This window comes from Anabaena sp. CCY 9402-a, assembly GCF_963920945.1.
In the GTDB taxonomy this organism is placed as follows: Bacteria; Cyanobacteriota; Cyanobacteriia; order Cyanobacteriales; family Nostocaceae; genus Trichormus; species Trichormus minutissimus.
The window spans coordinates 1-22,686 of sequence record NZ_CAWUDL010000019.1; the positions used below are offsets into that span (position 1 = coordinate 1).

At 39.9% G+C, this 22,686-nt stretch carries 21 protein-coding genes and 2 pseudogenes; 7 read left to right on the plus strand and 16 right to left on the minus strand.

The annotated features are described in order from the left end of the window. Positions 1-62 precede the first annotated feature (62 nt). The 8 genes from ACM0OR_RS09110 to ACM0OR_RS09145 all read right to left on the minus strand — a co-directional run bounded on the left by ACM0OR_RS09110 (position 63) and on the right by ACM0OR_RS09145 (position 6,409). Positions 63-857 (minus strand): DUF2993 domain-containing protein, encoded by a 795-nt coding sequence (locus ACM0OR_RS09110; RefSeq protein ID WP_414576030.1) that lies wholly within the window; start codon positions 855-857, stop codon positions 63-65. Positions 858-1,116: 259 nt separating this feature from the next. Further along, complete coding sequence (locus ACM0OR_RS09115) at positions 1,117-2,367, minus strand: ribulose bisphosphate carboxylase small subunit (RefSeq protein WP_323265113.1); 1,251 nt, start codon at positions 2,365-2,367, stop codon at positions 1,117-1,119. 91 nt (positions 2,368-2,458) lie between these two features. After that, complete coding sequence (locus ACM0OR_RS09120) at positions 2,459-2,839, minus strand: type II toxin-antitoxin system VapC family toxin (RefSeq protein ID WP_414575974.1); 381 nt, start codon at positions 2,837-2,839, stop codon at positions 2,459-2,461. Then, positions 2,836-3,063 (minus strand): type II toxin-antitoxin system Phd/YefM family antitoxin, encoded by a 228-nt coding sequence (locus ACM0OR_RS09125; protein WP_414575975.1) that lies wholly within the window; start codon positions 3,061-3,063, stop codon positions 2,836-2,838. The genes ACM0OR_RS09120 and ACM0OR_RS09125 overlap by 4 nt, the downstream gene beginning before the upstream one ends. A 203-nt stretch (positions 3,064-3,266) precedes the next feature. Beyond that, positions 3,267-3,878 (minus strand): GDSL-type esterase/lipase family protein, encoded by a 612-nt coding sequence (locus ACM0OR_RS09130; RefSeq protein WP_414575976.1) that lies wholly within the window; start codon positions 3,876-3,878, stop codon positions 3,267-3,269. Positions 3,879-4,113: 235 nt separating this feature from the next. Then, on the minus strand, positions 4,114-4,443 hold the full coding sequence (locus ACM0OR_RS09135; RefSeq protein ID WP_190705415.1) for a ribulose bisphosphate carboxylase small subunit: 330 nt from the start codon (positions 4,441-4,443) through the stop codon (positions 4,114-4,116). A gap of 43 nt (positions 4,444-4,486) precedes the next feature. Then, positions 4,487-4,894 carry a RuBisCO chaperone RbcX gene (rcbX, locus tag ACM0OR_RS09140; protein ID WP_190705412.1) on the minus strand — a complete coding sequence of 136 codons (408 nt, stop codon included), beginning with the start codon at positions 4,892-4,894 and terminating at the stop codon, positions 4,487-4,489. A gap of 84 nt (positions 4,895-4,978) precedes the next feature. Further along, complete coding sequence (locus tag ACM0OR_RS09145; RefSeq protein ID WP_237989057.1) at positions 4,979-6,409, minus strand: form I ribulose bisphosphate carboxylase large subunit; 1,431 nt, start codon at positions 6,407-6,409, stop codon at positions 4,979-4,981. Between the two features lie 666 nt (positions 6,410-7,075). On the opposite strand from ACM0OR_RS09145, the gene ACM0OR_RS09150 reads away from it, so the two are divergent. From ACM0OR_RS09150 to ACM0OR_RS09165, 4 genes are all read left to right on the plus strand, one after another. Then, a complete protein-coding gene (locus tag ACM0OR_RS09150) occupies positions 7,076-8,197 on the plus strand; it encodes a two-component regulator propeller domain-containing protein (RefSeq protein ID WP_190705407.1) in 1,122 nt (373 codons plus the stop codon). Between the two features lie 75 nt (positions 8,198-8,272). Beyond that, positions 8,273-9,043 carry a 3-methyl-2-oxobutanoate hydroxymethyltransferase gene (gene panB, locus ACM0OR_RS09155; protein ID WP_190705404.1) on the plus strand — a complete coding sequence of 257 codons (771 nt, stop codon included), beginning with the start codon at positions 8,273-8,275 and terminating at the stop codon, positions 9,041-9,043. A gap of 52 nt (positions 9,044-9,095) precedes the next feature. Continuing rightward, complete coding sequence (locus ACM0OR_RS09160; RefSeq protein WP_414575977.1) at positions 9,096-9,821, plus strand: Uma2 family endonuclease; 726 nt, start codon at positions 9,096-9,098, stop codon at positions 9,819-9,821. Positions 9,822-9,910: 89 nt separating this feature from the next. Further along, a complete protein-coding gene (locus ACM0OR_RS09165) occupies positions 9,911-10,765 on the plus strand; it encodes a bifunctional class I SAM-dependent methyltransferase/HIT family protein (protein WP_414575978.1) in 855 nt (284 codons plus the stop codon). Positions 10,766-10,917: 152 nt separating this feature from the next. On the opposite strand, the gene ACM0OR_RS09170 is transcribed toward ACM0OR_RS09165, so the two are convergent. The 8 genes and pseudogenes from ACM0OR_RS09170 to ACM0OR_RS09205 all read right to left on the minus strand — a co-directional run. Further along, complete coding sequence (locus ACM0OR_RS09170; RefSeq protein WP_323265105.1) at positions 10,918-11,289, minus strand: hypothetical protein; 372 nt, start codon at positions 11,287-11,289, stop codon at positions 10,918-10,920. A gap of 368 nt (positions 11,290-11,657) precedes the next feature. Next, entirely contained in the window at positions 11,658-14,300 is a 2,643-nt protein-coding gene (locus tag ACM0OR_RS09175) for a DNA polymerase III subunit alpha (protein ID WP_414575979.1), read from the minus strand. 315 nt (positions 14,301-14,615) lie between these two features. Further along, positions 14,616-14,795 (minus strand): hypothetical protein, encoded by a 180-nt coding sequence (locus ACM0OR_RS09180; RefSeq protein ID WP_190705392.1) that lies wholly within the window; start codon positions 14,793-14,795, stop codon positions 14,616-14,618. Between the two features lie 652 nt (positions 14,796-15,447). Beyond that, positions 15,448-16,851: a tyrosine phenol-lyase gene (locus tag ACM0OR_RS09185; protein WP_414575980.1), complete on the minus strand. Its 1,404-nt coding sequence runs from the start codon at positions 16,849-16,851 to the stop codon at positions 15,448-15,450. A 314-nt stretch (positions 16,852-17,165) separates the two neighbouring features. After that, positions 17,166-18,197: a dihydroorotate dehydrogenase-like protein gene (locus tag ACM0OR_RS09190; protein ID WP_414575981.1), complete on the minus strand. Its 1,032-nt coding sequence runs from the start codon at positions 18,195-18,197 to the stop codon at positions 17,166-17,168. A 176-nt stretch (positions 18,198-18,373) separates the two neighbouring features. Further along, positions 18,374-18,568 (minus strand): annotated as a pseudogene (locus tag ACM0OR_RS09195) (hypothetical protein); the annotation flags it as partial. A gap of 221 nt (positions 18,569-18,789) precedes the next feature. Beyond that, a complete protein-coding gene (locus ACM0OR_RS09200; protein WP_414576035.1) occupies positions 18,790-19,017 on the minus strand; it encodes a hypothetical protein in 228 nt (75 codons plus the stop codon). 5 nt (positions 19,018-19,022) lie between these two features. Beyond that, positions 19,023-19,226, minus strand: a pseudogene (locus ACM0OR_RS09205) (hypothetical protein); the annotation flags it as partial. Between the two features lie 1,040 nt (positions 19,227-20,266). On the opposite strand from ACM0OR_RS09205, the gene ACM0OR_RS09210 reads away from it, so the two are divergent. The 3 genes from ACM0OR_RS09210 to ACM0OR_RS09220 all read left to right on the plus strand — a co-directional run bounded on the left by ACM0OR_RS09210 (position 20,267) and on the right by ACM0OR_RS09220 (position 22,638). Then, positions 20,267-20,434, plus strand: coding sequence for a hypothetical protein (locus ACM0OR_RS09210; protein ID WP_323265099.1), 168 nt, complete (start codon positions 20,267-20,269; stop codon positions 20,432-20,434). Between the two features lie 116 nt (positions 20,435-20,550). Next, positions 20,551-20,934: a hypothetical protein gene (locus ACM0OR_RS09215; RefSeq protein WP_414575982.1), complete on the plus strand. Its 384-nt coding sequence runs from the start codon at positions 20,551-20,553 to the stop codon at positions 20,932-20,934. A gap of 540 nt (positions 20,935-21,474) precedes the next feature. Further along, positions 21,475-22,638 carry a helix-turn-helix domain-containing protein gene (locus ACM0OR_RS09220; protein WP_414575983.1) on the plus strand — a complete coding sequence of 388 codons (1,164 nt, stop codon included), beginning with the start codon at positions 21,475-21,477 and terminating at the stop codon, positions 22,636-22,638. Positions 22,639-22,686 lie beyond the last annotated feature (48 nt).

Here is a 22,686-nt window from a genome sequence, read left to right on the forward strand (position 1 = left end):
TACGAATTACGAATTACGAATTACGAATTACGAATTACGAATTACGAATTACGAATTACGAACTACGAACTACGCGGAATCCTTTCAATTTCTGCATAGCCACTAAAAATCAACCTCTGACCTTCAGTTTCTAAGCGATTGAGTCGCATTTTTACCCCATCTAGGTCAAAGCGATCCAAATCGACCATATTATCTAAAATTTCCGCTAGTGCTAGGCTTAGTGTTTGTGATATTTCTTTTTGGGCTTCTGGTACTTGGTCAAGCTCAATTTTGGGATCTTTAAAAGCAATCCGCCGACGCTTTTCTACAGAAAGGCTTAAAGTCATTTGCAGTGGGATCAGTTCTCCACTGTTTAAATCTGCCTTAGCTGACAGTCGCAGACAATTTTGTGGTAATAGCTGTACTTGCACCTCGGTAAACGATACTGGCTTACCACCGGATAATTCTGTTAATGCAGGTACAGAGAGATTAACTAGGCGTTTCTTGACTAGTTCAGCGTTAAAAGCTTGGTTGATCCCGTCTTCCGATAATACTATTTGAGCGATCGCCTGAGTTGGTTGCTTGAGATTTAATTTGCCACTCAAAACCGCACTAAAGTCAATAGCCACCGCATCCGTTTCAAAAGACATCTCTTCTACAGCAAAATCCCTACGGATAACCAAGCCACGTCCACTCATTTTGAAACTATCAATGCTGCCTTGCAACAGTTTGCTGGAGGGATAGCAGCGCACAAGGACTTCTACCGACTCGCTTTGGGTGAATAAGTGGCGAATCGTTTGGCTGGCGACCGTGTTGAGCATTTTTTCGCCCCAATCAGTGCCTTTAGGATCTTGTAAACCAGTTAGTCCGCCGAACATTTGGTTGTGGGTCTCTAGAAGTTCTTTGTACTTTTGTAACAAAATGTGAACAATACGGCAAGCGATCCCGTGATTAAATATGCTGATAGTCTGACTTAGGATAGCTGATGATAGAAAAGCGATCGCTTTTGGTAAGAAAGAAGCAGAGAAGTCAACCCCCTTTGGGGGAATTCAAAAGTCAAAAGTCAAAAGTATTAATCCACCTGTCCCCTGTCACCTGTCACCTGTCACCTATCACCTATCACCTATCACCTGTCACCTAATTTTTCCCATTCGGTCGTTGAATAATTGTCTCTACTACCCGCCGCTTGGCTTTGGGGTCAATTCCGACCAAACGCACGTATTCACCGTTATATTCAGCTAAAAAAGTTTCCAAAGCGGAGATAGCGTCAGATTCAGCATCAATGTGAATAGTACCGCAACTCTGCCAAGAACCAGTGCGGAAGCGGCGTTCATCTACGTGTTCAAAATTAATTTGATGACCTTGAGATAAAATTTGCCGGATTTGTTCTTGTGTCTCTAAACTCAAGTGGGTACTACTAGCACTCTGGTGTTTTGGCGAACCATTAGGTGAAGGCTGACTCTTTGGTGTAACTTCAGGTGGTGGTGCGGGTTGATAACCTCTACCTCGATTCAGACGATTGTATTCATCCACTAACTGGGAAGTTTCTACTCGTTGTTGTTCACCCACGATGAATTTCCCGGACTCGATTAAGTGAGAGAGGTTAAAATTGGGCTTTTTAAATGCTGGTGGGCCTTCTAAGCTATTCACGACACGTGAAGATATACTCTCATACCCTATTTGATGGATAAATTCACGGATTTGTTCATCGTAAATACGCGATCGCAATGCACTATAGAAATCAATGGATTGATTGGGAAATGTATCAACTAGTTGTTCAATTTCCCTGGGTGAGATTCCATCTTCGGCAAAAATCCCGCCAACAATCCCCACTTTGTCATCACGGTTAGGATCCCAATAAAACTTCTCCATTCGTCCATCCCGAATTAATGGCGCATAGAGTGTGGAAAAATCATTACCTGTAACAATAATGGGGACGCGTCTTATCGGGTTCGAGTCATAGCTTCCAGGTAACTGCACATCTGTAGGATTATCAGCAATATTCATCAGTGTGGCATTCACCAACTGAGTATTTACAGTGTATTGAGTCCCTTCGTCAAAGCGTCCCGCACCTGCATCTAAATCATTAATCATCAGTACGCACATTTTACCGCGTACTTTGATGAGTTCGGCTGTTTCCCGATAGCGTAGGCGGATTAACCGTGCTGGATCTCCCGCATCTGGACTTTCCAATTCACCGCCAGATATGAGTGTGACTTCTATACCCATCTTTTCAAAAGCTAACTCACATTGAAAGGTTTTTCCTTCGCCTTTGCGTCCGTGAATTCCTAAAATCAACGGTACTCTAATACCAGGAATATTCAAGAAATTCTTGGTGATGTGAACAGCAAGTTTGTCTAGAAAGCGCGGAGCAATATAATAAGCCACAAATTTATCCCTGGTTAATATTTATTAAAATTAATGCTAAGTTTTTTTGGTGTCTAATGTTTATTTGTCTTTCGGTATACTTTAAAAAGTTCTACCATAATCGTTGTATAGGATAGGTATCAAAAATTGCATCCGCACTGAGAATATGTATATTTTCTGCGATAGCTTGTGCAATCAACATTCTGTCAAAGGGGTCACGATGATGTAAAGGTAGTTGGGAAACAGCTAAAACATGATCAATTTTGATAGTAGTTAATTGAATATCAGTCATAATTATTTGCTGTTCGACAAAATCAGCAAAACTCGAATTTAAGTTGAGTTTACCAATACGGTGTTTGATTGCGATTTCCCAAACACTGATAATGCTTAAGATATTTTCATTCATTTCAATTTGCGATCGCACATTACCAGTTATTCTAGGATCACCCATAATAAACCAAATAAACGTATGGGTGTCCAGTAGTTGTCTCATTCCATATACTCCTTAAAATCTTCTAGTGGTTCATCAAAATCATCAGATATTGTAACTATTCCCTTAGCACGACTAAATTTAAGACGGCGTTTAATTGGCAATACAGGAGTTAATTTTACAACAGGTTTATTATCTTTAATGATGATAATTTCTTCACCCTCAAGTGCTGCATCAATCAAGTCTGACAAATGTTGAGATGCTTCAGCTAAAGTAATTTGTGTCATGATTTTTGCCTTTGAATAGTAAAGTCAGGTGTGGATACTGTGCTGAATTTCTACTTGAAGTTTATCGATGCTCAAATTCGTGGCGAGTGAGCTTGTCTCCACTTTCTAAGGATGGAATATACTTTTACCCAAGCTTTTTTCTACCGATGATGTCATTAGCCGATTCCTCAAATGAGTGTCGCTGCATCTAGTATAGGCAATTTTTATCTAAACCAATTTATCCACGCATCCCAATTGTCAACAATTTGGGCAAATTCTCTATAACCTTCGGCTCTAGGATGTGCGCCATCATAATTTCTGGCTTCTTTTAACCAAATATTGGACTTATTCAATATGGGAAAAACGTTAAGATAAGGAACATTTAATTCATGACAAATTACTGCAAATTCTTCAGATAAATTAGCAATTCTTTGATTTTGTTTCTCATCGCCACACGGTGCAGTGCTAATCATTAAAACAGGATATAACTGTTTAGCTTCACTCAAAATGCTATGGATATTTTCCAATGATTCTGTGATATCAACACGAGGTTGACCTTTTTCGATAGTTGTGTCGTTTGCTCCAAAGGAAAATACTACCCTACCATCGTATTCTTTGGGTAAACGATACGAAACTTCTCTGAACCAACGATGTCTCAGTTTTGTACTCGTTTCCCTCCTTACGCCTAAATTATAGTAGGTGATATCATGACCTTTTTTACTAGCATTTACACATATTCTACCTGTCCAACCCAAGCATTCTGGATCACCTGTGCCATTAACAAATGATTCGCCCAGAAAGCAAATTCTGATTTGTGATATATGTTTTAAATTCATGAATAAAATTTTATGGTGTTGTGAAACTGTAGAGACGTTGCATTGCAACATCTTTACTAGTGCTAGTGAGTCAAGTTTAAAAGCAAGTTTGTAGTAAGGACTTTAGTCCTGATTTTTCTAAGGACTAAAGTCCTTACTACGAACAATAAAAAAGAGAGGCATTTAATCTTACCTCTCTTATCTAAATTGCGTTAACAAAAACAAAGGTATTAAAAGTTTTACCTTTTTACCTTGTTTAGTATCTGCTGGGTTTGTGAACAATGAAGCTGAGAACTTGACACTGCTTGATGTTGTCAAAACCTACAACACGAACGTAGCAGTTACCATATTGAGAACGACAAGCTTGTACTTCACCCAGAACTTCTTGAGTGGATTTAGCACCGAACAAAGGCAATTTCCACATTGTCCAGAAAAGTTCGGTAGGTTCAGAAGTTTCGTTAAACTCAACTGCTGGGATGTAACCTTGAGTGAGGATGTACTGAACCTGTTTGGCGATTTGAGCATCGCTGAGGGGGGGAAGATAAGAAAGGGTTTCGTAACGACGCTCTTTTGGTAAAGTTTGCATGGCTGTTGATAATGGGGTGGGATTTTTGTAGTACGTTGACCAACTAACTGGATAAGTTATCCAAGTTCGTATCTGAGTTGGTTGGCTGTTCTGCTGGTGGACTGGGTTGGTATGTGTCTATGCTTGTAATCCGCTCTAGATGCTGGCGACGTTTTTCTATGTTGGCTTTTTGAATGCCAGTCAGAACCATTTCAGGTAAAAATTCTGTAACTTCCTCGGCAATGTGTTCTCTGACAGTCATAATTCGTAATGCTAAATCTGGCTGCTCACGAAAAAGCTGCTCAATGTATGCTTCTCCGTCCTGAATTTTACCTGCGGAGAAGTTTTGCAGCCAATATGCCAACGGAGGATTAGTTTCGCTCAGCTGTGCCAGAACCGTCCTTAGTGCCTGATAAGTCAGGTAACTTTGGAGAGTCTTGGCTGTGTCTTTCGCAATTTGCTTGAGATCCATGCTTGACCCAGCCCCTCTAAAGTATGAAGTACAAAGGATGAAGAGATTTTTGTTTAACCTTCATCCTTACACCTTCAGGCTTTATCAGACGGTATCCATTGCCTCAAACTCGAACTTGATTTCTTTCCACAGTTCACAAGCAACGGCTAGTTCTGGAGACCACTTAGCCGCTTCGCGGATAATGTCGTTACCTTCACGAGCCATGTTACGTCCTTCGTTACGAGCTTGGATACAAGCTTCCAGAGCTACGCGGTTAGCAGTTGCACCAGGAGCGTTACCCCAGGGGTGACCAAGTGTACCACCACCAAATTGTAGTACGGAGTCATCACCGAAGATTTCTACCAACGCGGGCATATGCCATACGTGGATACCACCGGAAGCAACTGCCATTACACCAGGCATAGAAGCCCAATCTTGGGTGAAGTAGATACCGCGAGACTTGTCTTGCTCAACGTAGTTTTCACGCAACAGGTCAACGAAGCCCATTGTGATGCCGCGTTCGCCTTCCAATTTACCAACAACTGTACCGGTGTGAATGTGGTCACCACCAGACATCCGCAGGGTTTTAGCCAATACACGGAAGTGAATACCGTGGTTCTTTTGACGGTCAATAACGGCGTGCATCGCCCGGTGAATGTGCAGCAAAATACCGTTCTTACGACACCAATGAGCCAAGGTGGTGTTAGCTGTGAAACCTGCGGTCAGGTAGTCATGCATGACGATGGGCATTTTGAGTTCTTTAGCGTACTCAGCCCGTTCCAACATTTGTTCGCAGGTAGGTGCGGTGACGTTCAAGTAGTGACCCTTGATTTCGCCGGTTTCTGCTTGTGCTTTGTGGATGGCTTCTGCTACAAACAAGAAGCGATCGCGCCAACGTTGGAAAGGTGCAGAGTTAATGTTTTCGTCATCTTTGGTGAAGTCCAAACCACCACGTAAACATTCGTATACAGCACGACCGTAGTTCTTAGCAGACAAACCTAGTTTGGGTTTGATTGTACAACCCAACAAAGGACGACCGTATTTGTTTAATTTGTCACGCTCAACTTGGATACCGTGAGGAGGACCTTGGAAAGTCTTCAAGTATGCTACGGGAATCCGTAAGTCTTCTAAACGCAATGCGCGCAAAGCTTTAAAACCAAATACGTTACCTACAATCGAGGTCAACATATTGGTGACAGAGCCTTCCTCAAACAAATCTAGAGGATAAGCAACGTAAGCGATGTATTGGTTGTCTTCGCCTGCAACTGGTTCGATGTCGTAGCAACGACCTTTGTAGCGATCTAGGTCGGTAAGTAAGTCTGTCCATACAGTGGTCCAAGTACCAGTGGAAGACTCAGCAGCTACAGCAGCACCTGCTTCTTCTGGTGGAACTCCGGGTTGGGGAGTCATCCGGAAAGCAGCAAGAATATCTGTATCTTTAGGTGTGTAATCAGGTGTGTAATAAGTTAGTCTGTAATCTTTAACCCCGGCTTGATACCCAGATTTAGCCTGAGTTTTCGTTTGAGCGTACGACATATTTATCCTTCCAAGATGTCACTCTTTTTATTTATCAAATCACGTTTTGTGTAAATTTTTCTCACGTTCGCTCTACCTGACTATCAGCAAGGAGAAAAACAGGAAAATTCTTTTGCTAATCGCTACCTTCGCGCTAGGCAGAAAGTATGACTTATATCCCTGAATTCCAGATTATTTAGGAAATTGGGCTATTTTTCACGATTTTCCGCCCATACTTTCCTGATGTCTTCCTGATTTACGGGAAACATTGAACAGGAGAGAATTTGCTTGACGCAAAATCCAGTAGAGTGATGAGCGAAAGATCAAAATTGCACACCGCGTAATTTGTAACTTGTCTCACAATATATCAAGAAATTGCATAAGTTAAACTTTGAAAGTTTTTAACTTATTGATTTGAATTTGTTATTACATAAATTTTTAAACATTTTGTTACAATGACTTTACAAAAGTATTCTTTAGTTGTAGAGAGTGCTGTTAGCGGTAGCGCGGCGTTTAGCCTGTGTTGATTGAATTTTGTAGCTTGCTTTGCTACGCAACGCTATCGCGAACGCCGAATGAGTATTTTGAATTTTGAATTGTTTCTCCCCTCGCTTCTCCGTTCTACCTGTTTAAAAACTACCAACTGCGGGAAAACTGAGATCAATTGTTAGCTAGCCAGTTTAGGCAATGGCTATAGGTATTGTCTCTAAAGGGAATTTCGCCGTGGTATTATTTCACAAGCAGACTAGTTTACTGATTACTTCAATATTGTTGGGGTTAATGGTTGTGCCAAATATTTCAGTCAAGGCACAAACAACCTCTAAGGTTAATTCTGTTAATCCGTCAGATTTAGCCCCTTCTTATCCTGCAACTGCGCCACCATCAAGAGTAGCCCCCTTACCAGATGAACGGGAGTTGGAAGAGCGTTCAGTAGAAACTGATTATCGTGTTAGTAACTTACTAGCAGATTTTGCAGGTAATCTTTGGGTGGGTTCTTGGCGGGGATTATCTCGCGTTGACTCTAAAACGGGGAAAATTTTGGCGCGTGTTAGTCTACCTAATACTGCCATTGGTGCTTTAGCACAAGACAAAGTAGGTCGGTTGTGGGTAGGCAGTTATGAAGGTTTGATACGCGTAGAACCGCGCACCAATGAAATTACAGCCCAGAATTTATTTTTGCCTTCTAAACGGGTTTTGTCATTGCTTATTGACAGGCGAGGTTATTTGTGGACTGGAACTGACAACGGTTTAGCTTTAATTAGTCCCGACCAAGGTTTAATTATGACCACAGTCAAGAATTTGCCTGGTGTGAGTGCCAATACTCTGACTTTAGATGCGGAAGGTCAACTGTGGGTTGGGACTTTAGATGGTTTAGTACGAGTTAATACCGCCAGTGCGTTGATTATGAAGCGAATCAATGATTTACCCGGTACGACAGTACAAGCTTTAGCTATTAGTCCAGAAGGGTTAATTTGGGCGGGAATGCCTAATAATTTACTAGTAATTAATCCCAAAACTGGAATAGTGTTACGTTCTGTAGCTCGATTGCGAGGCAAGAATGTGACAGCAGTTCGTTTTGCTAAAGATGGTAGTGTGTGGGTAGGGACTCACAATGGTTTGTTACGATTAAATCCAAATACAGGCGCGGTGTTAGATGAAGTAGCCGGACTTCCGTCTAGTCGAGTGCTGACGATTGTACCCGACGTTGCCAATAAATTATGGATTGGCACTACTGAAGGTCTAGCTTGGTTAATGCCCACAATGAAGAGTGCAACACCTCATCTAGCTTTCAGTCGTGCTGTGAAATGAGGAAACAGGTGATAGATGACTGGTGACAGTTTTCTCCTGTAACCTACAACCTGTAACCTGTCACCTGTAACCTCTATGGCAATTACTACGCAACAATTAATTCAATTCAAACAACAGGGACGCGCAATTGTGGCGTTGACTGCTTGGGATTACGCGATCGCTCATATTCTCGATGCAGCTGGTGTAGACTTAATCCTGGTGGGAGACTCGATGGCGGCGGTTCTGGGGTACAAAAATACGCTGCCAATTACCCTAGAAGAAATGTTGCACCATGCCAAAGCTGTATGTCGGGGGGTAAAACGTGCTTTGGTGGTGGTGGATTTGCCGTTTTTGACCTATCAAGAAAGTATCCAACAAGCAATCCGCTCGGCTGGGCTGGTATTAAAGGAAACAGGAGCGCAAGCCGTCAAACTAGAAGGTGGTTATCCCGCAATGGTGGAGACGGTGACGCGGTTGGTGCAGGCGGGAATTCCGGTGATGGGTCATGTAGGTTTGACACCGCAGTCAGTACATCAGTTGGGTTTGCGACAACAGGGGAAGACTGAGGAAACAGCCGAGAGAATTTTACACGAAGCGATCGCACTGGAGCAAGCGGGTGTATTTGCGATCGTTTTAGAGCATATACCCGCAGATTTAGCAATGCAGATTACACAAAAACTTACCATTCCTACAATTGGTATTGGTGCAGGTTCTCATTGTGATGGTCAAGTTTTAGTCACTTCAGATATCCTGGGATTATCAGAAAAACAACCACCATTCGCTAAAGTTTATACAAATTTGCGGGAAACAATCACCAAAGCTGTGCAAGATTACGCTATAGAAGTACGCGAGCGAAAGTTTCCATAATATTAAAGTATTGGGCATCGTCTCCCTTGTCTCATTTCTTGAGAATATATTTATGGTTTTACAAATCAGCCCCACCCAAAAAGAATTAAATGTCTCCTGGGAAGCACTCCCAAGTGATTTTATTTTACCTGACGACCCTGTGGAAAATATTCAGCAACCGCCTCTTGCAGCAGCACTGACAGATGCTTTAGGTTCTAACGGACGCATTCAACCCGAAATGCTCATCGGCTCTAATTTCGGACTAGTAGCGACAGTTAATAAAAAAATCGTTGTCAAAGCACCTGATTGGTTTTACGTACCGCAAGTACAACCTGTAGCAACTGATGTAATTCGTCGTAGTTACACACCCCATTTAGAAGGCGCGGCTGTGTCTGTGGTGATGGAATTTCTCTCAGATACGGAGAATGGAGAACTATCAGTACGCTCCAGTCCCCCATACGGTAAACTCTATTTTTATGAAAAGATTCTCCAAGTTCCCACCTACGTCACCTACGACCCCTACGAACTGATTTTAGAAGTACGGTGCTTGCAGGATGAAAAATATGTTTTGCAGCCACCAGATACTAACGGGTATTTTTGGATTCCTGAGTTGGAGTTATTTCTGGGAATTTGGCAAGGTGAAAGACTTTGCCAAACTATAAATTGGCTACGGTGGTGGGATGGAGCAGGAAATTTATTATTGTGGAGCGGCGAGCAAGCAGAGCAAGAACGTCAACGTGCGGATAGATTAGCTGCTAAGTTGCGTGAGCTAGGTGTTGACCCTGATGCGATCGCCTAATGCTATCAGGGAATAATTAATTATAGACTCCCTGTGGCAGCAAGTACGCGATCGCTAATTAAAAGCAGGGAAAATCAACACCAAATTGCATGAAGCAGCAAAAGAATCAATTCAGCCATCTTACGGCAATTGAAAGAAACTACCTGTCATTCCCTGCACAGTTGTTATTAAATCAAAATCTACTACAAGGCAAAATATTAGATTTTGGTTGTGGCTTTGGTAATGATGTTAAATTATTACGACAAAAAGGCCTTGATATTACAGGCTATGACCCTTACTATTTTCCCCAATACCCTCACAATAAATTTGATACGATAATTTGCTTTTATGTTTTAAATGTTTTATCTCCTGAAGAACAAGCGAATGCGATGATGGAAATAGCCCATTTATTAAAACCAGGAGGTAAAGCTTATTATGCTGTTAGACGGGATCTGAAAAAAGAAGGTTTTAGAGAGCATTATGTCCATAAAAAGCCTACATATCAATGTATTGTAAAACTTCCCTTCAATTCCATTTATCTGGATGAAATGCGGGAATTATATGAATATATTCATTACAATCATCAGCGACATTCAGATAATTATTGTATATTTTGCAATCCACGTAAAAATCTAAATTTATTAACTGAATCAGCAACAGCCTATGCAATTTTTGATGCTTATCCTATCAGCAAAGGACACGTTTTAGTAATTCCTAAGCGTCATGTGAGTAATTATTTTGAGTTACCATTTCCAGAGCAATCTGCGTGTTGGTTAATGGTGAATAAAGTCCAAGAAATTATTAAAGCTGAATTCACACCCGATGGTTTTAATGTAGGGATGAACATCAATCGCGCTGGAGGGCAAAATATTATGCACACTAGTATTCATATCATTCCTCGTTACCAAGGTGATAGTGTTGGTGTAAAAAGTGGTATGAGGAATGTTATTCCTAAAAGAAAATGAGTAAGTCGGCGTTAATAAACCTAACTAACTTAATTAATGTAAAGTTATTGTAATCGAGTTCGTAGTAAGGAAATTCTTCTGAAAAGAAGGACTAAAGCCCTTACTACAAACCTTTAATTATTTACTTCTGTTGAATACAAGATAGTTTTTACCTATCTATTATTGTCTTGGAGTTCGTTAGCACTTCTCTTAGCTGTATCTGGGTACACAGAACCCCATTGCTTTAAAGCTTCGCCAGATTCTTTAGCAATTCTTTTAGCTCTTTCACCAGGAGCATCTTCCGTTTGACGCGCTTCTTTATTCCATTCTCCTGTGGTTTTGGGTCTATCAGCATCATCCTGATGTACAACTTTGTCTAGTCTTCTAATGACAGTATCGCGGCTACGTCCAGTATCAATGTTAGAATTTAAGCTTGTTGTTAGCACTAAAAAACCAACTAAGGCAATAGCAAAAAACCGCTTAAATTCAAAGGTTTGAGATATAACTTTGATCAAATTAATTGCCTTAGTAAATAAATTCTTCATCGTTACACTCCATTAATTAAAGGTGAATAATTTTCAAGTTGGCAGAAATGTATTGCTTAGTTAATAAGCTTAACTAGGGATGACATTCAGTAAAAGCATATTGCTTACATCGCCCATTTAGCTGCCATTCACTATTTAAAATTAGAGGTAAAAAGCTAGTTATTCATCTAACAAAAGTTAGAAATTATTTTATAGATTAAGGAAGTTTTTTAAACATACTTTATATAGTAAGTAAGTCAGTTTTCATATTTCAAAGTATGTTAAGAAATTTTAATGTAGGGTGTGTTGTCGCACAGCGCAACGCACCGTCAACAATTCAAGCTAAGTTAGCCTTGCCACGCCACTATAATTTAATGTTTACTACACCCTTAAGATTGAGCAAATACATTTGCTTGCTTAACTTGTAATAAATCTAATTCTCGTGCAAATATTTCGTCAATCGGTAACATTTGACCATCTGTAGTCATAAATTTATGGTCTTTTGTCGCCCGAATAATTGACCCATCTTCTAAGCAATATTCAAACACTTCTTGTTGACCACGATTATGCCACTGAGCAATGGGTTGAGTGTAAACAGTGCCATTACTATCAACAGTATATACTGTACATTCAATTTGTTTTTCTACAATTTTACCAATAGGTAAAAAGCCATATTCAACTGTTAAAATTTCCGTTTCATAACTTAAACAATATTCGGCGAATTTTAACATATCTTCAAATAGCTGTTCGGCTACTTGCTTTTTCACGCCGTTTTTAGTTGACCCATCAATAAATTTTTCTTGCTGCTTCTGCATCTCAGAAACTTTCTTTTTACCCATAGCACGGCGCAGCAAGTCGGCTTGTCCTAAAGAATAGCCAGCCATATCTTGAGCAATTTTCATGATTTGCTCTTGATAGACCATGATGCCATAGGTTTCATTTAATATGGGTTCTAAAATCTGGCTGTCATAATCAATATTTTCTCTGCCATGTTTACGGTTAATAAATTTAGGAATTAATCCTGCATCTAAGGGGCCTGGTCGATATAGTGCCAAGATGGAAGAAATATCTTCAATATTGGAAGGTTTCAAATCTCGGACTATCTGCTTCATCCCTGAAGATTCTAACTGAAATATTCCTTCTAATTCCCCTGATTCTAATAATTCATAGGTTTTTTGCACATCTTTAGGCAGAGTTTTATGCTCACCTTTAGCTAATATTTTTTGGGCTTTGCGTTCTTGATTGGTAATTTCATAGGGGTCAACTGTAAAACCATGATTTTCTTCAATTAAATCAATGGTTTTTTGAATCATGGTTAAGTTTCTTAGACCTAAAAAGTCCATTTTCAACAAACCCATTGATTCCAGGTCTTCCATGAAATATTGCGTAATTACAGACCCGTCATTATTTCTTTGCAGTGGGACTATTTCATCTAATGGGTCGGCAGAAATTACTACCCCGGCGGCGTGAACTCCAAAGGTTTTGTTCGTCCCTTCAATTCGCATCGCCATATCCAGCCAACGGCGCACAATGGGGTCATTATCATATTTTTCTTTAAACTCTGGTGCTGGGGTAGCATCAGAAATCATCACTTTGAGTTTAGTTGGTTTACCCCGCACCACCGGAATAAGTTTCGCCATTTTGTCGGATTCCCCATAGGGAATATTTAATACTCTGGCGACATCTTTTAATACTGCTTTAGAAGTTAAACGGTTAAAGGTGATAATTTGCGCGACTTTATCTTTACCGTATTTATCAGTTACATAATCAATCACTTTATCCCGTTGTTCAATACAGAAATCTGTATCAATATCAGGCATTGATTTACGTTCTGGATTCAAAAAACGCTCAAATAGTAAGCCGTGATGCACTGGGTCAATATTAGTAATTCCCATTGTATAGGCGACTAGTGAACCTGCGGCTGAACCACGTCCAGGCCCCACGGGAATATTATTATCTTTAGCAAATTTGATGTAGTCCCACACAACTAAAAAGTATGTGGAGAAACCCATCTGTTGCAACATTTTTAGTTCATATTCCAGTCTTTCTTTGTAGACTTGATCAACTTCGCTGCGGGATTTGCGATTTAATCTTTCTAATAGTCCTTGCCAAGAAACTTCTTCAACGTAAGTATCAGGAGTGTGACCAGCCGGAATGGGATAATTAGGAATACGCGGCTCACCCATAATTTGGTAAGGCTCGACTTTATCTGCAACTTCTTCAGTTGTGGCGATCGCTTCCGCAATGATATCATCTGGTAAGTGGTCACGAAATAGTATCTGCATCTCCTCCGCAGATTTCAGATACTCTGTGCCGCTATAACGCATCCGATTCTCTTCACTAATCAGCTTGGCTGTTTGAATACACAGCAAAGCATCGTGTGCTTCTACGTCAAAACAAGAAATAAAATGAGAGTCATTGGTAGCAATAAATTTTATATTTAATTCTCTGGCTATTTTGACAATTTCGACGTTAACAATGCGGTCTTCTTGCGAGCCGTGGTCTTGAATTTCTAAATAAAAATCATCCCCAAATACATCTTTATACCACTGAGCTACTTTCCTGGCTGCATCTGGTCTACCACTCATGATTGCTTGAGGAATTTCTCCACCTAAGCACGCACTAGTAACTATTAACCCTTCACGATATTGTTTTAATAATTCTTTGTTAATACAAGGGCGAGAAAAAATACCTTTGCCTTGTACACCGTTAAGGTGAGAAATTGTAGTTAGTTTAACTAAGTTTTTGTAACCTTTATTATTTTTAGCTAACACAACTTGATGATATTTAGGACGGCGTTCCTGCTTTTCGATATCGCCGTTAATGATATACATCTCGTTGCCAATAATTGGCTTAATATTCTGACTGCGGCAGACTTTCAGAAGTTCGACAGCACCATACATCACACCATGATCAGTGATGGCGATCGCTTTCATCCCCAGTGCGATCGCGCGATCAATCAAATATGGTAGCTGACTTGCACCATCAAGCAGACTGTAGTCACTGTGAATATGTAAAGGTACAAAGGACATACGAAGTAATTAAAAATTAAAAATGAAAGAAATTACTGATGCCAAGCATCCTGGCTCTTAGTACTATGCAATTTTAAAGCACAAATCTCTGGGGAGAATGATTTTGTCACCAACAGCATCCCAGGGTAACGTGTTTACGAAAATTTCACTTCCGCATCTAGTGTATTAAGAGTTACATTAATCATGAGTTCTTCTGCCTCTACACCCCATAAACCCTTACACCCCTATCCCCTAACGCCTGAAAATGCAAAAAGCCACGTTCTATAGACGAGGCTTAGTTTGCAATATGTAGTTAGTGTAGGTGATTTTGAAAATCTAATGCTGTTGTGGCCCTTTAGCATCACATTCTCTATACCAGCAACGTTCTAAAAGTCCAATGCGCCAGCTATAAGCAAAACGACGGGGATTGAGTTCTAATCTAGAATCACGGCTAAATAACGGTTGGTTGAGGTACTGCCAAAGAGGAAATTTAATTTTGTCGTGTTTATCAGCCATAGTGAGGAACAAAGTAGTATAAAAACTGTTTGGCAATACTTATCGCTGGGGAAAAACACTGCCAGATACTGATTTTCTTGTTAAAGATGCCATGATATACATTCAATTGTCCTGGTGGCAATTGCGGAATTTTACTTAAATATTTCTGCCACATTTAGAAGACTGACAGTTAAACTAAAAGTTCCAAAGCAGAGCATTTATACTTATAGCTACTATCGGTTAGTTAAGCACTACCAGTAGAGCTTTGATGGCACATGAGGGTAGTTGGATTTAAGTTGCTCTAATTCTTTTTTGCTCAGATAATACTGAGAAATAGTTGTATAAACGCTATAAAAAGTTTACAAAACTATATTTTATTAACAGCATTATTCTGAAACTACAAGCGATCGCCATCAAGAATTAATGATGCACGCAAGATATTTAATTTTTTTAACTCAAGTATAAAAATGTTACTGGATTTTCAGAATTCATATAGTAATCATTACAGTCTAAATTGAGGAAAGCAAGAGGTTCAACATTAAACTTTGTTATGTAGATAAATGTATTTTTTGATGTATTTATTTTTAACAATTAAATGAGTAAGGTGCATTTTTCGTAGGGGAGCAAATTCTTGCGCCCCCACAATTATAGATTCCATGCAGCTAAAATCAGATTACAGCAGTTCAAAGCGGGCTTGAAAGAAGCGGAGATATTTAGGTTCGTAAATCATCTGCATTCCACCCAGGCGATCGCGATTGTAATATACTTCATCAACGGCTTCAGCTGTTAAATCCATGTGGGCTTGAGTATAAACACGGCGCGGAATCGTCAAACGCACCAATTCTAAATCTGGATAATAATGGTCGCTTGTATCTTTGTTGCGGCCGGCGGAAACAATACCCCGTTCCATAGACCGGATTCCAGCTTCTACATATAATTCTGCTGCTAGGCGTTGGGCGGGAAATTGGTCTTGGGGGATGTGGGGTAAAAAGCGTTTGGCATCTAAATAAATGGCGTGACCACCAATGGGCATCACAATGGGAATGTTCCAATCTATGAGTTTCTGACCGAGATATTCAACTTGTCCCACACGGGCGCGGATATGATCATCTTGGACTGATTCTTCAATCCCCCGCGCCATTGCTTCCATATCGCGTCCAGCCATACCGCCATAAGTATGTAAGCCTTCATAGATGACTACGCGATTACGGGCTTCTTCGTAAGTATCAGGATCGTTTAGTGCTAGCCAACCGCCGATATTGACTAGGGAATCTTTTTTCCCGCTCATTGTGCAACCGTCAGTGTAAGAGCAGAATTCCCGTAAGATAGTAGCGATCGCTTGATGACGATAATCCGGTTCTCGCTGTTGGATAAAATACGCATTTTCTACAGCGCGGGTAGCATCTAAAATTACTCTAATGCCATGATTTTGAGCTATTTGGAACACTTCCCGCATATTAGCCATAGAAATTGGCTGTCCGCCAGCCATGTTCACAGTCCCCGCCACACTAATGTAAGGAATGCGTCCCGCACCAACTTGGCGAATTAAATCTGTGAGCTTTTCTAGGTCAATATTGCCCTTGAAGGGATGCAATGATTTAGCATCATGGGCTTCATCAATAATCACATCAATAAATGTACCGCCGGCTAACTCTTGATGTAGCTTAGTCGTGGTGAAATACATATTGCCGGGGATGTAGTCACCTGGTTTAATCAGAATTTGCGACAGAATATTTTCTGCACCCCGTCCTTGGTGGGTGGGGACAATATAGCGATAACCGTAATATTTCTGGATATTTGCTTCTAAGTGATAAAAGTTTTTACTCCCCGCGTAGGCTTCATCCCCCATCATCATCCCCGCCCACTGGGAGTCACTCATGGCAGATGTACCACTATCTGTAAGTAAGTCTATGTAGACATCTTCGGAACGTAATAAAAAAGTATTGTACCCAGCTTCGGCGATCGCCTGCTCACGTTCAGCGCAAGAGGTCATTTTTAATGGTTCAACCACCTTGATTTTGTATGGTTCTGCCCAGGAACGGCGACGACGTGGTGAATTGTGCTTAGTATCACTCATACAATAATAACTCCCGTATTCAGACGCGCGGTTTGTGCATACTATTTTGGTAGCTATAATCTCAAGTGGCAAATACTGTTACAAATATTGCGATTTTAGGGGTTTCCCAGAAATAAATTATCCATCTTATGGGGTGGACAAAACTCCCTACTCCCTATTCGTAATATTCAGATGGGCATTGGGCATTCTGAAAAAATCTACCTTGTCTACCTCCAGTCCCCAGTCCCCAGTCTTTCAATTTTGGATTTGCAATGAGTGAATTTTAGATTATTCAATCCAAAATCTAAAATCTAAAATCTAAAATTCCTAGTTCCCTAGCCGTGATAATGAGAAGGTTCGTAAATTCTGCCCCATTCTGGTTTGTAAGTTTGCAAGGCTCGCATATACTGAGCGCGTTCAAAGGCACTGGGGTTAGGACAGTTTTTCTGGCTCATGCTGCCTTGAAGCTGTTGTACAGATTCATATTCGTGTTGTTCCATCCATTCGCGCATTTCCTGTTCTATACATCGAATATGGTTGATACCATGTCGTAATAAAACAGAACACAGCATGGTGACGTTTGCGCCAGCCATGAGCATCTTTAAAACATCATGGGCAGTATGAATACCACTGGTAGCAGCTAAATCAGCATTGATACGACCATAAAGAATGGCAATCCAGCGCAGGGGTAAACGCATGGCTTGGGGGGTGCTTAAAAGCACGTGGGGTTGAACTTCTAGGGTTTCTAGGTTAATATCTGGCTGGTAAAAGCGGTTAAATAACACCAAGGCATCAGCCCCAGCATCATCGAAACGCTTTACCATGTTTGCCATATTGGTAAAATAAGGACTGAGCTTAACTCCTACAGGAATGGATATGGCAGCTTTGACTACCTTTAACATATTGATATAGCTCTGCTCTATCTGCTCGCTTGTCAGTTGTGGATCAGTATGTACAGAATAAATATTTAATTCCAGTGCTGCTGCACCAGCTTGCTCAATCATTCTGGCGTAGTCAGTCCAGCCATCTAGTGAAGAACCGTTGAGGCTGGCGACAATGGGAATTTTCACCTTTTGTTTGGCTTTGTAAATCAACTCCAGATATTCGTCAGGGCCTAGACGGAAGTTTTCTGGTTCAGGGAAATAGGTTAAAGAGGCAGGAAAGCTTTCTGTACCATAGGTCAGATGATGATGCAGTTCGTAACTTTCCATGCTTAACTGTTCTTCAAACAGCGAAGGAAGTACGATCGCGCCTGCACCAGCATCTTCTATCCATATAATGTTATCAATTTCTCCTGTCAGGGGAGATGCTGACGGCACAAGTGGCGATCGCAACTGTATCCCCATATAACTAGTTTTTAAGTCCATTATGAATATCTTTCCTGTTATTTAATCAGATTTACGAATAAATAAAATTTCTCAAAATAATTACTAATTTTTAGTTCGTAAGTTGTCATTGAGTTTTTAATTATGAATTAGTAACTACCTCTCACTCCTATACCCTTCGCAGATGAACTAGCTGGTTGTTGAGTCGCATTTGCAATTTATCGCGCTGCTAAATATTGATACATTTGCCACCGGATACTGACATCATTTTGCGCTTCTTGGAGTAATTGTTTAGCTACTTCTGGGTTAATTTTTGTTAACATCTTGAAGCGGTTTTCTCAATACATTGACTCTTCTACAGGTAGCTTTGGTGTATGTGAGTCAAGTTGGAGGGGATTTTTACCAGAAATTTGGGTCTAAAGCCCCGTCCTTTTAGGACGGCTTTTCTGGTATACTAATTGCAGTGGCAAGGTAATCAACCACTTAAAAAACCTAGCCGTCGAAAGACAAAGAGCTGAACCTTGAAAACTGAATCTATGCGGTTCTACTGCATTTTTCTAGACTCCGCCTCGCAGTAGGTAAAAGATTCAGAGGGGCTAGACAAACAGCATTTTGAAGCGAATTTTCTTCAAAATTAAACAGGAATTGCAAAAGCAAATAGGGTAGGGCATACCCAAATTAACGCTTGGGGAGAATCCCACCTCTGGGTTAGAGACTGCAAGGAATCTAATTTAAGTGGTTTCATTGAACCAAGAATCCCCGTGCGTTTACTCCGGGGAGTGTCAACTTGTTTAACTAGGTCTGGATGATAGCGATACCACAACCATCTGCCAGAATCAACGGACGCTTTTTGATTCTGCATGACTGTACCATCACATATTTACCACATTGAATGCAGACATTGGTATCCCATACCGGGATTTCTTGAGCAATATTGCGTTTTTCTCATTTTGCCGTCCCCGTGAGATATGTGCCGTCAACAGGTAAAGCACTGATAGGTAACTCACCCCCTGCACGGGCAATGATTTTAACCAGTACATCGCGGACAAATTCTGGGGCGTTGTCGGAAATAGTTGTACGCTTGGCACAGTACCCCAAATATTTGGTCTACCCTCACTAGCCCAAGCATCCGCTCATTCAGCCATCGGTGAAGAAGGTGTAATTGGATAAATGGCGATGACTTCATTTAGTCGATAGACAACTTGAGCTACAGCCTGATTACCGTCTATAGTTGCAAAGTGTCTCTTGTTCATCTTGTTGTCCTTAGAGATTTGGGAACTACGGACTGGAGATATTCCTTTTTAAAGTTAGGCAGAAAATCTGAGGAACTTGTGAGGAGAATATTTCACACATGATATTGCTCTAGCCTCTGGTTTTCTATTAGGTGAGATCGGAACGTTTAAACCACAGAGGCACATTCACGGAGCGTCCCGCAGGGAAGCCACAGAAAAATAATCAGAGATTTCACAGGACTACCCCTAGCTTCTAACTCTGCAACACCAAAAAAAATTCTCCTGTTGGCAATTTCCTCACAAGTTCCTCAACTTGTTGACATAAGTTTAAAAGTGTAGAAAACGTCAGCCGTAATTTGGATAATCTCAATAGCTTGCTTCATACTTAAATTGCTTATAAATATACTTCAGTAAGCATCTATGTCTTATCCTGCTTTAGACAATATTTTATTTACAAGGAAGTAATTTCTGTAGTCAAAAATTTGTAGCAGTTAGCTTATGAGAATCCAACATCGCTATTGGGTTCATCGAAAGGCTATGCTGGCTTTCCTGCTTTACTATTTTGCTCTAAAAATACGATATTCACAGCATTTTCTGCCCATATCTGCCATGTTAAATCACAATTATCTAAAAACTATAATTTTAGCAATGTACCATTTCTGTAATCAACCACTTCTTACTACGGAAACAGTGTTGAATCCCATCAGATTTTGGCACAATTACCAAAATCGGCAGAGGTTAGAGAAATGTTGGAATTATGACCTAATTCAGTGGTTCGAGATATGTTGGAATATTAGTGAAAATGCCCTGATCAAATAGCTGCCATTAGGCAATAATTTCCCATCAACCTTTAATACCAATTTAAAAGGAGAAACATTTATGAATACCTCTAAAAATTTACTCCAAAAAATTCAAACATTAGGACAGCAAGTAATTAACTATCTCTCAGGTGGTGTTGCAAGAATCTTTGGTGTGAGAGATGATGACTACCCTGCAACAGGTGTTCAGCCTTTTGAGGGGGATATACCAGAAAAACAAGATTTTTAAACATGAAAATTCGTAGTAAGAACTCAGGCAGAAATTTTAAGTAATTATTCAGCCTTGAGTTCTTACTATTAAAGTTATCTGCAAAATTGATGACTGACTATTAGCAAAGTGGTGATATGGATATCGTCAGAAAAATTAACAATGAATTATCTGTCGCAGGGCAAATTACCCCAGAGCAATTTCCTCAAATTATTGCTGATGGTTATAAGTCTATAGTAAACCTGCGATCGCCTGATGAAAAAGGCTGGTTAGATGATGAAAAAGATAAACTGGAATTTCTAGGATTGCATTATCTCAATTTACCTACCAAAGTTGATGAAATTAACCATCAAAGTACACTCCATGTCTTAAAAATCATTAATGAGTTACCTAAACCTGCTCTGATTCATTGTGATAACTCAATACGTTCAGCAGCAATAGCACTATTGTATATTGCTACCAAACAAGGTATCACTTTTGAAAAAGCAATTGAATTAACAGCTAATTTAGGATTAATATAATCTTGTTTACTGAAGTTTAATCAAATATTTAATTATTTTTTATTTATCTTGCGATTCCTACCTTATTTGCTAAAGACCTTATAATTCCATTATTTTGAAGATATTAGGATTCTGACTATCGCCAATAATTCAATATCCTTATATTTTCGTGTGTTGAAGGATACAAATCAACTTAAAATTTCATCTATGTCTAAAGTAGTAGTTGCTTGATGCTAGTGATGGAAGTATAGCTCTAAACTTTTCGTTATTCTTGAGAGTTAGCACCCTATATCCAGTAATTTCTCATGAGATTGGTTTTACACAATTCTTCAAATAATATCTGCTGCTGATATTGATTTAATGGTGATTTTTAGTGGTTTAATAATTATGCTGGCTGTTTTATACTAAGTTCTAAAATCGCCTAACTCTCAGGATAAATGTAGATTTGCACTTTACTTCAAGTTTCACAACTCGCAGCTTTAAGGTAGATGCAGTTGCTTTATCTATTAATTAAGTTGGTTGATCTATTCCAGGGCTGCTACTAAGTCGTGAGCATCTAAAGTGAATATAGAATTATTTATCCAACAAGCGGAAGCACTACACAAGCAGCTAGCAGATTTGTACCAAACTGCTAGCGTTTTACCGTGGATTCCGCCTGACTTACTACCGCAAGCTTTTAAGGAACTCTATAGTAACTCTAAAATGGTACAGTTAGCGGCGGAAGAACTTTATCAACAAAATGAGGAACTCTTACAAACAAGAAATAAGTTAGAAGCAGAACGCTTATATTATTACAATTTATTTGAATTTGCACCAGATGCCTATTTTGTTACTAATTCAGAAGGCATTATTCAAGAAGTTAACCTAGCCGCAGCTAAATTGCTGAATATTCCCAAGCAGACTTTATACAGTCAATCGATGATTAGCTTCATCCGCATCGAAGAACGAGAAAGTTTTCGCAGTGAACTAAACCAGCTATTTCAGTCTGATAGAGATAAAGAGTTAGTATTGCGTTTACAGCCAGATAATGGTGAACCTTTTGATGGGGCTTTTACAGTAGCGGTAGTTCGTAATCATCATGGTAAACCAACATCTTTACGCTGGTTACTGCGTCAGATTAATCAACATCAGCAACAGGGTGTAGGATTAATCAACCGTGAAAAGTTTATCAGTGAGGCTCGTCCAGTATATAAGTATACTAAGGGCGAAGATATTCCCCTGAATCCTTTAGTAATTTTCTATATTTGCCAAGGTTTAGTGAAATTAAATACTTTCTGTGAAACAGGGGAAGAAATTTTAGTAGGTTTAGCGACACCACAAATGGTATTTAGCTCTAGTATGACATCTTTACCTATTTATCAAGCTACAGCTTTGTCAGATGTAGAGTTAGTATCTATTCATGTAACTGAAGTAGCTTTGAATCCCATAATCAGTCATATTCTCTCACCAAAAATCAATCAACGGTTAAAGCAAACTGAATCCTTGTTAGTTATTTTTGGCAAACGACGAGTAGAAGATAGGTTGCATCATCTTTTACAGTTTTTGAAACAAGAAATTGGTGAACCAGTAGCGGAAGGAACTCGTTTAAATGTTCGCTTCACTCACGAAGAGATTGCTAGTGCGTGTGGTACTACTAGGGTCACAATTACAAGATTGATAGGTAAATTGCAACAACAAGGACTAATTAGTTTTGACTCGAAAAAACATATGATACTCAGGGAGTGAGGAGTAGGGAATAGGAGGAAAAAAGAGACAAGTTAGAAATTTCCCCCA

Excerpts from the sequence above, each read along its gene's own strand:
- ACM0OR_RS09160 (WP_414575977.1), top strand. The coding sequence starts at position 9,096 with ATGGTTTTACAAATCAGCCCCACCCAAAAAGAATTAAATGTCTCCTGG.
- ACM0OR_RS09175 (WP_414575979.1), bottom strand. The coding sequence starts at position 14,300 with ATGTCCTTTGTACCTTTACATATTCACAGTGACTACAGTCTGCTTGAT.
- ACM0OR_RS09185 (WP_414575980.1), bottom strand. The coding sequence starts at position 16,851 with ATGAGTGATACTAAGCACAATTCACCACGTCGTCGCCGTTCCTGGGCA.
- ACM0OR_RS09215 (WP_414575982.1), top strand. The coding sequence starts at position 20,551 with ATGGATATCGTCAGAAAAATTAACAATGAATTATCTGTCGCAGGGCAA.
- ACM0OR_RS09170 (WP_323265105.1), bottom strand. The coding sequence starts at position 11,289 with ATGAAGAATTTATTTACTAAGGCAATTAATTTGATCAAAGTTATATCT.
- ACM0OR_RS09125 (WP_414575975.1), bottom strand. The coding sequence starts at position 3,063 with ATGACACAAATTACTTTAGCTGAAGCATCTCAACATTTGTCAGACTTG.
- ACM0OR_RS09120 (WP_414575974.1), bottom strand. The coding sequence starts at position 2,839 with ATGAGACAACTACTGGACACCCATACGTTTATTTGGTTTATTATGGGT.
- ACM0OR_RS09165 (WP_414575978.1), top strand. The coding sequence starts at position 9,911 with ATGAAGCAGCAAAAGAATCAATTCAGCCATCTTACGGCAATTGAAAGA.
- ACM0OR_RS09200 (WP_414576035.1), bottom strand. The coding sequence starts at position 19,017 with ATGCAGAATCAAAAAGCGTCCGTTGATTCTGGCAGATGGTTGTGGTAT.
- ACM0OR_RS09110 (WP_414576030.1), bottom strand. The coding sequence starts at position 857 with ATGTTCGGCGGACTAACTGGTTTACAAGATCCTAAAGGCACTGATTGG.
- ACM0OR_RS09150 (WP_190705407.1), top strand. The coding sequence starts at position 7,076 with ATGGCTATAGGTATTGTCTCTAAAGGGAATTTCGCCGTGGTATTATTT.
- ACM0OR_RS09130 (WP_414575976.1), bottom strand. The coding sequence starts at position 3,878 with ATGAATTTAAAACATATATCACAAATCAGAATTTGCTTTCTGGGCGAA.
- ACM0OR_RS09145 (WP_237989057.1), bottom strand. The coding sequence starts at position 6,409 with ATGTCGTACGCTCAAACGAAAACTCAGGCTAAATCTGGGTATCAAGCC.
- ACM0OR_RS09135 (WP_190705415.1), bottom strand. The coding sequence starts at position 4,443 with ATGCAAACTTTACCAAAAGAGCGTCGTTACGAAACCCTTTCTTATCTT.
- ACM0OR_RS09180 (WP_190705392.1), bottom strand. The coding sequence starts at position 14,795 with ATGGCTGATAAACACGACAAAATTAAATTTCCTCTTTGGCAGTACCTC.
- ACM0OR_RS09190 (WP_414575981.1), bottom strand. The coding sequence starts at position 18,197 with ATGGACTTAAAAACTAGTTATATGGGGATACAGTTGCGATCGCCACTT.
- ACM0OR_RS09210 (WP_323265099.1), top strand. The coding sequence starts at position 20,267 with ATGAATACCTCTAAAAATTTACTCCAAAAAATTCAAACATTAGGACAG.
- rcbX (WP_190705412.1), bottom strand. The coding sequence starts at position 4,894 with ATGGATCTCAAGCAAATTGCGAAAGACACAGCCAAGACTCTCCAAAGT.
- panB (WP_190705404.1), top strand. The coding sequence starts at position 8,273 with ATGGCAATTACTACGCAACAATTAATTCAATTCAAACAACAGGGACGC.